Genomic DNA, 12,774 nt, shown 5'->3' on the forward strand with positions numbered 1-12,774 from the left:
TATTTTCCTCCTCTTAGTTTATCCGTATGAGGAAATTATCTAATAATTTAGGTATTAATACAAATGAAAACCACCCTTAGGTGGTTTTCGATTATTTTCTTAGTTTTCCTTCGGCAAGCTCAATTTGTTTTACCACTTGTTCCGGTGATGTCCCCCCGAAGCTATTTCGAACAGCAACAACGTGTTCTGGTGCTAAAACCTTATATATATCCTCTTCAAATAACGAACTGAACTCTTGGTATTCTGCAAAGCTTAAATCAAGCAGGAATTTTCCTTGCTGAATCGCATATAAAACAATTTTTCCAATAACTTCATGTGCATCCCTAAATGGCAGACCTTTTCTCACCAAATAATCAGCTATATCCGTCGCATTAGAGAAGTCATTATTAATCGCTTTTCGCATAATATCTTTATTTACCGTCATCGATTCAATCATCGGTGCTAACAGCATAAGGGATCCTTCAAGTGTCTCTACGGTATCGAACATTCCCTCTTTGTCCTCTTGAAGATCCTTATTATACGCAAGCGGTAACCCCTTTAGGACCGTCAGCAAGCCAATCAAGTTCCCATAAGTACGGCCCGTTTTTCCTCTTAACAACTCAGGAACATCTGGGTTCTTCTTTTGCGGCATAATGCTGGACCCTGTGCAAAAAGAGTCATCAAGCTCAACAAATTGAAACTCTTGGCTTGACCAAATCACTAGTTCCTCAGAAAATCTTGAAATATGTGTCATAATGATCGATCCAATTGAAAGGAATTCTAAAATAAAATCCCTGTCACTAACTGCATCCATACTATTTGGATAAATCGTTTCAAAGCCTAGAATCTCTGCAACACGTTCGCGATTGATAGGAAAGGTTGTCCCTGCTAACGCACCAGAACCTAGCGGCAGCCAATTCACACGCTTTAAACTATCAATTAGTCTTTCTTTATCGCGTTCAAACATCCAAAAATAAGCCATCACATGATGAGCGAATGAAACCGGCTGAGCACGCTGAAGATGCGTGTAACCTGGGATTAGTGTGGTTACATTCTCTTTTGCCTGTACAAGCAGAGATTCTTGAACATCCTCAAGTAACTTAATGATTTCCGTTGTCTTTGTTCTTAAGTACAAATGCATATCGGTAGCAACCTGGTCATTTCTACTGCGGCCCGTATGAAGCTTGCCGCCAACGGGGCCAATTTTTTCAATCAATAGCTTTTCAATATTCATATGAATATCTTCATCTTCTACTAAAAACTCGACCTCATCTTGGTCCACCATTTTTTTTATTTCAAGCAGTCCAGCTTTAATTTTTTCCGAATCCTCTAATGGAATGATGCCGCATTCACCAAGCATTTGAACATGTGCCATGCTGCCGGCAATATCTTCTTTTGCAAGCTTTTGATCAAACGAAATGGAAGCTGTAAACTCTTCCACTAATTTATTTGTTTCTTTTGTAAAGCGTCCGCCCCATAATTTGGACATCGATGGTCCCTCCTCGAATCTAACAAGTTTGCCCTCGAAAATGGTTTCGAGGGCACCCATATTATTTCATAATCGTTTCTTTATTATTTACCTCTGAATATACCTTTGTTGGCAGTCCCCATAGTTTGATAAAACCAACCGCTGCATTATGGTCGAAGGCATCACCTTTTGAATAAGTGGCCAATTCTTCATTATAAAGGCTGTGTGGCGACTTACGTCCAACCACTGTATGGTTTCCTTTATGGAGTTTTACGCGAATAGTACCCGTAACTACCTTTTGCGTTTCATCAATAAAGGCATCGAGAGCTGGTTTTATTGGCGAGTACCAAAGTCCTTCATAGATGATTTTCGCCATTTGCTGTTCCACTTGCGTTTTAAACTGGGTTACTTCACGCGTTAGTGTTAAAAATTCTAATTCTTTATGTGCATTAATTAAAATTAACGCAGCAGGATTTTCATAAACTTCTCTAGATTTAATTCCAACTAAACGGTTTTCAATATGGTCGATACGGCCAACACCATTCTTACCGCCAAGTTCGTTTAAGGTTTCAATAAGCTGTACCAATGGCAGCTTTTCACCATTCAAGGCAACAGGAACTCCTTGCTCAAATTCAATTTCCAGATATTCCGCTTGGTCTGGCGTTAATTCAATTGGTGCTGTCCAGTCAAAAGCCGCTTCAGGCGCCTCTGCCCATGGATCTTCTAAGACACCAGCTTCACAGGCACGTCCCCAAATATTCGCGTCAATGGAGAAAGGATTGTCTAAATCTACAGGAATTGGAATACCATTTTCCTCTGCATACTTAATTTCTTCATCACGAGTCATGCCCCATTCACGAACAGGTGCAACCACCTTTAAACTTGGATTTAACGCCTGAATAGAGACCTCGAAACGAACCTGGTCATTCCCTTTTCCTGTACAGCCATGAGCAACAGCTGCTGCCCCTTCTTTTTCAGCCACTTCTACCAATAATTTTGAAATTAATGGTCGGGATAGCGCAGATGATAGAGGGTATTTCCCTTCATATAAACAATTCGCCTTTAAAGCTGGTAAAATATATTCCTTTGCTAATAATTCTTTTGCATCAATCATATAAGCTTTAACAGCCCCAACGTTCAACGCCTTTTGCTTAATTGCTTCTAGATCTTTCCCCTCACCTACATCTAGACCTAAAGCTATGACATCATAGCCATATTTCTCCTGAATCCATTTAACTGAAACCGAAGTATCTAATCCGCCTGAATACGCTAAAACAATTTTTTCCTTAGCCATTTATATTCTCCTCGCATTTACATGAATTAATATTCAACCAATAGAATTATTATACAATAAAATTCAAAAAAATCTACTATTCTAGCAAAAGTTTTAAAATTGCTTTTTGAGCATGAAGTCGGTTCTCAGCTTCGTCAAACACAACCGATTGCGGTCCATCGATAATTTCTGCCGTAACCTCTTCCCCACGGTGTGCTGGTAAACAGTGCAAAAAGATATAATCTGATTTTGCATGTTTGCATAGTTCAGCATTTACTTGATAGTCGGCAAGATCCTTTAATCTTTTTTCCGTTTCTTCCTCTTGACCCATACTGGTCCACACATCTGTGACGACAATATCAGCATCCTTGATCGCATCCACTGGATTATGAGTAATCATAATTTTGCTTCCTGTTAATTTGCCGGCTTCTATCGCCTTCTCTGTGATCTTCCCATCAGGTAAATAGCCAGGAGGGCTTGCAATACTAATATCCAGTCCGACCTTGGCTGCACCTTCCATTAATGAATGAGCCATATTATTGTTTCCGTCCCCTAAATAGCACATCTTTAATCCAGCCAATTTGCCTTTATGCTCTTGAATCGTTAATAAATCAGCCAACACTTGAGTCGGGTGATGCAAATCGGTTAAACCATTTATAACCGGAACGGTCGCATGCTCTGCCAGCTCTTCCACCGTGTTGTGCGAAAACGTTCTAATCATCATACAATCAATATAACGTGATAACACTTTTGCCGTATCCGAAATACTTTCTCCTCTGCCAATCTGAATATCCCTTGAACTCAAGAAAATTGGATGGCCTCCTAATTGGAGCATCCCTACCTCAAAGGAAACTCTAGTACGAGTAGAAGCCTTCTCAAAAATCATCCCTAGAACCTTTCCGCTCAAGTAAGGATGTGGCTTTCCTTGCTTTTGGAGGCTTTTCAGTTCCTTTGCTTCCTCAAGAAGATAGAGAATTTCATCTGATTGAAAATCGGACAAGGTTAAAAAATCCTTGCCCTTAAATTGTAGCTGCCCAGATACACCTTTCGTGTTCCATTTAATTACTTTTGACATGTTCCACACCGCTCTCTTCAATTTGATAATACTCTGTTACAGTTCGAACGTTTGAAGGTGCACTCGATTGAGCCTGAAGGTCAATCATTGCCTCCACTGTATCTAGATGGGTAAACACAGGTACATTATAGCGAGTTGCTTGTTCACGAATGTAAAATCCGAACTTTATTTTATTTCTTCCTTGGTTTGGTATATTAATGACTGCCTGAATGGTATTGTTTCGGAAAAGTTCATTTACATCTAGGTTATCTTTTACGATCTTTTCAATTGAAATCCCATTTTTCTTAAGGAAATTTGCCGTTCCTTCCGTTGCCGCTAACTTGTAATTTTGATCCACAAATTGTTGAAGAATTGATAGACTGGCTTGTTTTTCCCGATCAGATATCGAGCAGAAAAGATAGTTTTCTGTTTCTCCAGCTGTGGTTGGAAAAGCCTTTTCTAGCGCTTCATGGAAGGTTGCTCCTAGACCTAACACTTCACCGGTTGATTTCATTTCCGGTCCTAGTACATGGTCGACTCCCTTTAATTTGCTTCTTGAAAAAACAGGTGCTTTTACTGAATAATAATTTGGCTCTGCTAATAAACCATTTTCATTCGATAAAGAGTTCAAGGATACTCCCAATTGAACCATTACGGCCCACTCAATCATCGGAATTCCTGTAACCTTACTCATGATTGGAACGGTTCGTGAAGAACGCGGATTTACTTCTAAAACAAGGACCTGGTTCTGAAAAATAACAAATTGGATATTCATGATGCCTATAATAGGTGCAGATTGAGCAATTTTTTCAGCATAATCAATTAATGTTTCTTTTATCTCTTTCGCTAATGAAATGGGTGGAAAAACACTAATACTGTCTCCGGAATGTACGCCTGCTCTTTCAATATGCTCAAAAATACCTGGGACAACTACATTCGTTCCATCACTAATCGCATCTACTTCACATTCAAGACCTGGCATATAGCGATCCACTAATAAAGGCCACATTTTTTCCTGTGAGTTGTTTTCCTCAAGCTGCTGGATATAATAGTTCAATTCTTCCTCTGAAAAAATCGTAAACATCGATTGTCCGCCAATGACATAGGATGGACGAACCAACACTGGATAGCCTAAATTTGCTGCTGCTTCAAACAATTCATCTTTATGATTTACGGTTTTGCCTACAATATGTGGGATATTCAAATCTTCTAGCAGCTGATAAAATTCCTCCCGATCCTCAAAGCGATCGACGTTTTCAACTGTTGTCCCAAGAATTTTCACTCCCTCTTCTTCTAAATCATGTGCTAAATTAATCGCTGTTTGTCCACCAAATTGAATTAACACGCCTTCAATCTTCTCTTTTTCAATGACGGTAAGAACGTCTTCGGCGGTTAACGGTTCAAAATATAGACGGTCAGCGACAGAATAATCGGTACTAACTGTTTCTGGATTATTATTGATTACTACTGCTTCATAGCCCATTTTCTTAATTGCCTTTGCTGCATGTACAGAACAGTAATCAAATTCAATTCCTTGACCAATTCTGATTGGCCCCGATCCGAGTACAAGAATTTTCTTGGTGCCTGTCACCTCTACTTCATCTGCTCCAAGCCAAGTTGAATAGTAATACGGGGTAACCGCGTCAAATTCTGCTGAACAGGTATCGACCATTTTGTATCCCGGTTTCCAATTAAGTTCTTTCCATTTCCTTCTGATTTGCTTTTCATCTATTTGGAAAATCTGCGATAGCAGCTTATCGGAAATATTGTGACGCTTCGCTGTTTTTAAAAGCTCTGTTGGAACACCACTCCAGCTATATGAAGCTAATTCCATTTCTAAGGCTACAACTGAATTAATTTTATATAAAAACCATGAATCAATTTCCGTCAATTGCTTAATTTTTTCTAAAGAAATGCCTCTTCTAAAAGCTTCTGCTATCATAAAGAGTCTTTGGTCATTTGGTCTTTCAAGTTTTTCTAATAAGACCTCATTATCTACATTTTTATTTGATTCCAGACAAAGTCCAAATGTATTTGATTCCATCGAACGGATCGCCTTATTTAGTGCCCCTTCAAAGGTCCGGTCTATCGCCATTACTTCCCCGGTTGCTTTCATTTGTGTTCCTAATGTACGGTCTGCTTCAGGAAATTTGTCAAATGGAAAGCGTGGAAGCTTAACCACTATATAATCAATCGCTGGTTCAAAGGATGCATATGTGTTACCTGTTATTGGGTTCACAATCTCATCTAAATGATAACCAACCGCACATTTAGCTGCCGTCCTAGCAATCGGATAACCGGTAGCCTTTGACGCTAATGCAGATGAACGACTTACCCTTGGATTAACTTCAATAATGCAATATTGATTGGATTCTGGATTAAGAGCAAACTGGATGTTACAGCCGCCAATAATCTCTAATTCTCTTATTACTTTTAGAGAAGAATTACGTAGCATTTGGTATTGAACATCGTTTAATGTTTGTGAAGGAGCGACAACGATCGAATCACCTGTATGAACGCCGACAGGGTCCATATTCTCCATATTGCAAACAATAATACAGGTGTCATTTGCATCCCTTATTACCTCATATTCAATTTCCTTCCAGCCTTTAATGCTTCTTTCCACAAGGACCTGATGAATCGGGCTTGCTGCTAATCCCTTCTTCAGAACATTTTCAAGTTCCTCATCAGTATGGGCAAAGCCGCCACCATGTCCACCTAGTGTATAGGCTGGACGGATAATAACGGGAAAATCTATTTCCTTGACGAACGCTACCCCCTCTTCATAGGTATGAATAATCGCTGATTCCGGAATTGGCTCGTCAATCTTTATCATTAAACTGCGGAACCTGTCGCGGTCCTCGCCATTTTTTATCGATTCTACAGAGGTACCTAATAGCGCTACATTGTATTTTTGGAGAATATTTTTTTCATATAGTTCTACTGTAAGATTTAAACCAGTTTGACCACCTAACGTTCCAATAATTCCATCAGGCTTTTCTTTTTGAATGATTTTTTCTATTGTTTCAACGTTTAATGGTTCGATATATACTTTATCGGCAACGGATTCATCTGTCATAATCGTTGCTGGATTATTATTAATTAAAACCACCTGTATTCCCTCTTCTTTAAGAGCGATACAAGCTTGTGTTCCGGCATAGTCAAATTCTGCAGCCTGCCCGATGACAATCGGACCTGATCCAATTACTACTACTTTTCTTAGGTTTTTATTTAATGGCATATTGTTTCTCTCCTGCTGACATGATCTGTCTTACAAATTCTGTGAGAATATATTCCGTGTCGCTTGGCCCTGGGTGAGCTTCAGGATGAAATTGAACCGTTTGGATTGGATAACGACGGTGTTTTAATCCTTCGATTGATCGATCATTAACGTTACGGTATGTGATTTGGAATACTTGTGCGTCAATACTTTCATCGACTACTACATATCCATGATTCTGTGCGGTAATTTTCACTTTGCCCGTTGTTAATTCTTTAACGGGATGATTGCCGCCACGATGTCCGTAAGCGAGTTTTTCTGTTTTCGCCCCATAAGCGAGGGCAATTAATTGATGACCAAGGCAAATTCCTAAAGTTGGATAATGCTGGGTAATCTTTTTGATTTCTGGAAACCATTGTTTTAATGCCATTGGGTCTCCAGGTCCGTTACTCAATAACACTCCATCCGGATTTAAGGATTTAATTTTTTCAAAAGATGTGTTGTATGGAACGATGGTTACCGAACAATTCTCATCTAGAAGCGCATTGAGGATTGATTTTTTATATCCAAAATCTAGCAGGACTACATGAGGTCCTTCGTTATGAAAATTTTGAATTTTATTTGTAGAGACCTTTTCTACCCAAAGTGGTGTTATATTGGTTTCAGAAAAAGACTGTTGCTTCGTCTTACTTAAATAACCCTTTACCGTCCCACGGCTGCGGATTGTTTTTACTAGTAATCGAGTATCCACACCAGCAATCCCCGGAACTCCTGCCTGCTTAAGTTTTTCAGAGAATTTATTAATCGATTGGTAATGGCTTGGTGTTTCACATAGATCACCAATAACCACTCCAGCTAATGATGGTGAAATACATTCATCGTCCATTGCATTGATTCCGTAACTACCGATTATCGGATAACAAAAAGTAATCAGCTGGCCTGCATAGGAAGGATCTGTAATGATTTCCTGGTAGCCAGTCATACTTGTATTAAAAACAACTTCTCCTAATGAGCCCTTGTTCGCACCTATTAATATTCCTTCAAATACTTCTCCGGTTTCCAAAGTAAGGTAACCATTTTCCAAAACACTCACGCGCCTTTCTCTATATACTTTGGAAAGCCTTTTCCAACTTTTGTATAAATTCGTTTATTTCTTCTTTCGTTGCTGTTAATGGCGGAAGCAGTCTAACAACATTTGGCCCCGCTGTTAAAATCAACAGTTGATTTTCAATTGCCTTTTGAACGATTTGAGGAGCCTTATCTCCAACTACGATCCCTTTTAGGAGACCTTTTCCTCTAATATCTTCTATAAAAGTGTACTTTTCTTTAAACTTTGTTAACAGTTCATCTAAGTGCACTGAAATTTCATTCACATATTGTAACAAATTGCTTTCAATGATATGGGATATAGTTGCAACTCCAGCAGCAGTTGCTAATGGATTTCCGCCAAACGTACTTCCATGCGTACCTGGTTCGAACGCTTTTGCTGCCTTTTCCTTTGCAATGATGGCACCAATCGGAAACCCTGAACCAAGACCTTTTGCTACACTAATGACATCTGGCTCAATGCCGTATTGTTCATAGGCAAACAGTGTACCTGTTCTTCCGATTCCCGTTTGAATTTCATCAACCATTAATAGGATGTCATTTTTCTCGCAAATTTCAGCGATTTTCTTTACCCAGTCTGGATTTGCTGGAATGACTCCACCTTCCCCCTGGACAAGTTCCAGTAGAATGGCTGCTGGCTGGAGAGTTTTTAACTGCTCAAGTGCTTCGATATCGTTAAATGGCAGGTAACTAAACCCTTTGACTAATGGAGCAAAACCCTGTTGGATTTTTTCCTGCCCTGTCGCAGATAATGTTGCCAATGTTCTGCCATGAAAGGATTGTTGGAAGGTAATAACTTCAAAGGAATCTGTTCCTTTAACTTTCTGTGCGAATCTTCTTGCAAGCTTTATGGCCGCCTCATTTGCTTCTGCTCCGCTGTTGCAAAAGAAGACCTGATCGCCACAGCTATTGGCTGTCAGCAGTGCAGCTAGCTCCTGCTGATTTGGAATATTATACAGGTTTGAGCAATGCCACAGATTCTGCAATTGTTCTTCTACCTTCTCTTTCACAACATCAGGTACATGGCCCAAGTTACATGTTGCAATGCCAGAAGTAAAATCTAAATATTTTTTTCCTTGATCATCCCATACATAGCTTCCTTTCCCCTTAACCAACGTGATAGGAAAGCGGCTATACGTAGCCATTACTGGCGAAATTGGGGAAACAGAAGTTTTTATGGTCATTTTACAAGCTCCTCATCTAAAACAATTTTTGTTCCAATATTTTTGCCGTTCACGTAATCTATTAGACTGTTTTTCGTAAAACCGTCGATGATACCTACTTCAGGTATTTTGTGTACGAGACCATCGATTGCTGCTTTCACCTTTGGGATCATCCCGCCATAGATGGTTTTATTTTCAATTAGTTCTTCAACTGTTGATTTGGTAACTATATCTAGTTTGGATTTTTCACCACTTTTTTCAACTAAGATACCTGGAATATCGCTGATAAAGCAAAGGTTCGCCCCCAGTGCCTTGGCAACGGCGCTTGCGGCAACATCTCCGTTAATGTTGTACCGCTGTCCATCTGCTCCAATCCCAACTGGTGAAATGATAGGTATATGTCCTTGATTTACGATACTTTCAATGACTGAAGTATTTACTTCTACGACTTCTCCTACAAAACCTAAACTTTCATTTGAAGTTGGAATGGCTTTTAACAAACTGCCATCCACTCCACTTACACCAAATGAACTTCCGCCTGCTTCTATGATGTTCCGTACAACTTGTTTATTCACCGTTCCGCTTAACACCATTTCTACAATATCTAATACCTCGTTATTGGTGACTCTTAAACCATTTACAAAGGTAGTTTCTACGTTTAGGCTTTTTAACAATTTATTAATTAGAGGTCCACCGCCATGGACAATAATCGGTGTCCATTCTCCTGTTTGTTGAAGAGCTATAACATCTTTATAAAAGGACTTTGGCAGATTTTCTAACACACTTCCGCCACACTTAATGACAATATATTTCATTTTTAGCCACTCCTTATGTGCGGTAGGAAGCGTTGATTTTTACATAATCGTATGTTAAGTCGCAGCCCCAAGCTGTTGCATTTTCATTACCTTGGTTGAGTTCAACAAGAATTTTAACTGTTTCCATTTCTAAGTACTCTTTTACTTCTTCTTCCACAATCGGACTAGGTAAGCCATTTTCGAAAACTTTGTAAGGGCCAATTGCTACTACTAATGCATTAGGCTCAACAGCTATTCCCGAATAACCAATTGCTGTAATGATTCTTCCCCAGTTCGGGTCAGTTCCGTAGATGGCTGTTTTTACAAGATTTGAAGATATGATGGATTTTCCAACAGCTCTTGCTGCTTCATGACTGTAGGCTCCGTTAACTTGAACTTCAACAAGCTTCGTAGCTCCTTCACCATCTCTGGCAATTTTTTTAGCAAGCTCTTCACTCACTAGTTTTAAGCCTGATTTGAAGAGGTCCCAATCCGGATGGTCTTTTGTTAACTGGTCATTCCCGGCTAACCCGTTTGCCAAGACTAAAACCATATCGTTCGTACTTGTATCGCCATCAACGGTAATCATGTTGAAGGTCTGATTTGTTATATCTTTTAGTGCACCATGCAAATCCTCGTGGGCGATATTTGCGTCAGTTGTTATAAAACCAAGCATTGTCGCCATATTTGGATGAATCATCCCTGAACCTTTGGCTGCTCCACCAATTGAAATTGTTTTTCCATCTATTTTTATTTGAACGGCGACTTGCTTAATGCAAGTGTCCGTTGTTAAGATTGCATTTTTAAAATTTTCTTCTGTTGCGTATTTTATCTGAAGAACTTGACTTATTCCTGCTTTCACCTTTTCCATCGGCAGGAGTTCACCAATTACTCCAGTAGAGGTAACAGCAACAAGATGCTCCTTGATCCCTAACTCATTGGCAAATCCTTTTTGCATCTCATTGGCGTCCATCAATCCTTGCTCTCCAGTACATGCATTTGCGTTACCAGAGTTTACGATGACCGCTTGAATCTTATTTTCTTTCGCTATACTCTCTTGAGTAAGTAAAAGTGGTGCTGCTTGAAAAATATTCGTTGTATAAACGCCAGCAACTGTTGCCGGAACTTCGGACACGATATACCCTAGATCAAGACGCTTCTTTTTAATCCCGCAATGCATGCCGCCTGCTGTAAAGCCTTTTGGCAGGGTAACACTTCCTTCTTCTAGTACAATGATTTCTTTATTTGAAATGGCTGGCATCAATTTAATTTCCCCCTTGTTACTAAACTAGTTACCTCGAAATTTATCATTATGGATACATTGGGATACTATCTAGACCCGTCCTGATATCCCAATTGTTCATTAAGTTTGCATTTTGAATTGCTTGCCCTGCTGCGCCTTTAACTAAATTATCGATTACTGAAATGATCGTAAGTCGATTGGTTCGTGGGTCAACATGTAAGCCGATGTCACAGTAGTTGCTTCCTTGAACTTCTTTTGTTGCTGGGTAGGTCCCCTCTGGCCTAATCCGTACAAAAGGATGATCTTTGTAAAATTCACTATATAAATCATGTACCTCACTTGTCGAAATCTTCCCCGTTAAATTTACATATGCTGTAATCATGATTCCTCTATTCATCGGTACTAAGTGGGTTGTGAAAGAAATGGTTATTAAACTACCTGTCTCATCTTTAAGTACTTGCTCAATTTCCGGAATATGTTGATGAGCACCAAGTTTATAGGCTTTAAGGTTTTCATTTATTTCTGCATAATGCGATGTTAATGAAAGTCCTCTGCCTGCACCGGAGACGCCAGATTTGGCGTCAATAATAATAGATTTTGAGTCAGCAAGATTTGCTTTCAAGATTGGCAACAAACCTAGGCTGGTTGCTGTTGGGTAGCATCCCGGATTGGCAATAAGTGTTGCACCTTTAATTTCTTCTGCGTAAATCTCACTTAAACCGTAGGTTGCCTGACTCAAATATTCCTCTGCTGGAGCGGAATGCTTATACCATGTTTCATATTCAGTTTGCGACCTTAGCCGGAAATCTCCTGAAAGATCGATCACTTTAATACCCTTATCTATTAGTTGAGGAGCTAACAAGCTGCTAACACCCGAAGGCGTTGCCAGAAACACAATTTCATTTTCCTTGCTTATCTTTTCAGCATTAAATTTTTCAAGTGTTAGATTAACAATGTTAGACAGGTGTGGATAACTGTCACTAAAATCGGAACCTGCTTGCGAGTTTGAAACAACCGTACCAACCTCTAAATAAGGATGATTTTGTATTAATCGAATTAATTCAATTGCTCCGTACCCAGTCCCACCAATAATCGCTGCCTTCATACATTTCATCTCCTGCGATTTCTTTATACTGAATTATTATACATACGATATAATAATTATTCAATAATAAAATTGCCTAATTTTCAGTTTTTATTTAATTTTATTAGTTAATTATTTGTAAACGCTTACAATTAGTGATACATGATTATTCAAAAAGTATACAGGAAATTGCATAAGCATAAGCTTAAACTTCCAAAAAAGTTAGGTTTATATGGGTAAAAATGGTGAATAGCGCTATAGAAGGATTTTTGAGAACATGTCCTATTTTCAGCCTGCAGACCTCGATTAAAAGTATAAGGACTCAATTTAAATTGCCTATATTTTTTGGGATTGTGGGGATGAAAGACAATTCTTTATGTATTGCCACT

General features: G+C 39.2%; 9 protein-coding genes. All 9 read right to left on the reverse strand.

The features are described 5' to 3' along the window. Positions 1-91: 91 nt before the first annotated feature. A complete protein-coding gene (gene argH, locus BLR86_RS08805; RefSeq protein WP_090760430.1) occupies positions 92-1,468 on the reverse strand; it encodes an argininosuccinate lyase in 1,377 nt (458 codons plus the stop codon). Between the two features lie 61 nt (positions 1,469-1,529). Beyond that, positions 1,530-2,741: an argininosuccinate synthase gene (locus tag BLR86_RS08810; RefSeq protein ID WP_090760432.1), complete on the reverse strand. Its 1,212-nt coding sequence runs from the start codon at positions 2,739-2,741 to the stop codon at positions 1,530-1,532. A 76-nt stretch (positions 2,742-2,817) separates the two neighbouring features. After that, positions 2,818-3,795 carry an ornithine carbamoyltransferase gene (gene argF / locus BLR86_RS08815; RefSeq protein WP_090760434.1) on the reverse strand — a complete coding sequence of 326 codons (978 nt, stop codon included), beginning with the start codon at positions 3,793-3,795 and terminating at the stop codon, positions 2,818-2,820. After that, the gene (gene carB / locus BLR86_RS08820; RefSeq protein WP_090760436.1) at positions 3,779-7,015 is read right to left on the reverse strand and encodes a carbamoyl-phosphate synthase (glutamine-hydrolyzing) large subunit; all 3,237 of its coding nucleotides are present in this window, start codon (positions 7,013-7,015) and stop codon (positions 3,779-3,781) included. Before carB ends, argF begins: the two co-directional genes overlap by 17 nt. Continuing rightward, a complete protein-coding gene (locus BLR86_RS08825; RefSeq protein WP_090761065.1) occupies positions 7,002-8,078 on the reverse strand; it encodes a carbamoyl phosphate synthase small subunit in 1,077 nt (358 codons plus the stop codon). The genes carB and BLR86_RS08825 overlap by 14 nt, the downstream gene beginning before the upstream one ends. A gap of 19 nt (positions 8,079-8,097) precedes the next feature. Further along, positions 8,098-9,285 (reverse strand): acetylornithine transaminase, encoded by a 1,188-nt coding sequence (locus tag BLR86_RS08830; protein ID WP_090760438.1) that lies wholly within the window; start codon positions 9,283-9,285, stop codon positions 8,098-8,100. Continuing rightward, complete coding sequence (gene argB, locus BLR86_RS08835; RefSeq protein ID WP_090760440.1) at positions 9,282-10,079, reverse strand: acetylglutamate kinase; 798 nt, start codon at positions 10,077-10,079, stop codon at positions 9,282-9,284. Before argB ends, BLR86_RS08830 begins: the two co-directional genes overlap by 4 nt. Positions 10,080-10,092: 13 nt before the next feature. Beyond that, positions 10,093-11,319 (reverse strand): bifunctional ornithine acetyltransferase/N-acetylglutamate synthase, encoded by a 1,227-nt coding sequence (argJ, locus tag BLR86_RS08840; protein ID WP_090761067.1) that lies wholly within the window; start codon positions 11,317-11,319, stop codon positions 10,093-10,095. Between the two features lie 49 nt (positions 11,320-11,368). Further along, positions 11,369-12,406, reverse strand: a complete 1,038-nt coding sequence (gene argC, locus BLR86_RS08845; protein ID WP_090760442.1) for an N-acetyl-gamma-glutamyl-phosphate reductase — start codon at positions 12,404-12,406, stop codon at positions 11,369-11,371. Positions 12,407-12,774 lie beyond the last annotated feature (368 nt).

Source organism: Bacillus sp. OK048, from assembly GCF_900103525.1.
Classification (GTDB): Bacteria; Bacillota; Bacilli; order Bacillales; family Cytobacillaceae; genus Neobacillus.

Bases quoted from the DNA above. Each gene is read 5' to 3' on its own strand.
- argJ (WP_090761067.1), bottom strand. From the start codon at position 11,319: ATGCCAGCCATTTCAAATAAAGAAATCATTGTACTAGAAGAAGGAAGT.
- argF (WP_090760434.1), bottom strand. From the start codon at position 3,795: ATGTCAAAAGTAATTAAATGGAACACGAAAGGTGTATCTGGGCAGCTA.
- argB (WP_090760440.1), bottom strand. From the start codon at position 10,079: ATGAAATATATTGTCATTAAGTGTGGCGGAAGTGTGTTAGAAAATCTG.
- argC (WP_090760442.1), bottom strand. From the start codon at position 12,406: ATGAAGGCAGCGATTATTGGTGGGACTGGGTACGGAGCAATTGAATTA.
- argH (WP_090760430.1), bottom strand. From the start codon at position 1,468: ATGTCCAAATTATGGGGCGGACGCTTTACAAAAGAAACAAATAAATTA.
- BLR86_RS08810 (WP_090760432.1), bottom strand. From the start codon at position 2,741: ATGGCTAAGGAAAAAATTGTTTTAGCGTATTCAGGCGGATTAGATACT.
- BLR86_RS08830 (WP_090760438.1), bottom strand. From the start codon at position 9,285: ATGACCATAAAAACTTCTGTTTCCCCAATTTCGCCAGTAATGGCTACG.
- carB (WP_090760436.1), bottom strand. From the start codon at position 7,015: ATGCCATTAAATAAAAACCTAAGAAAAGTAGTAGTAATTGGATCAGGT.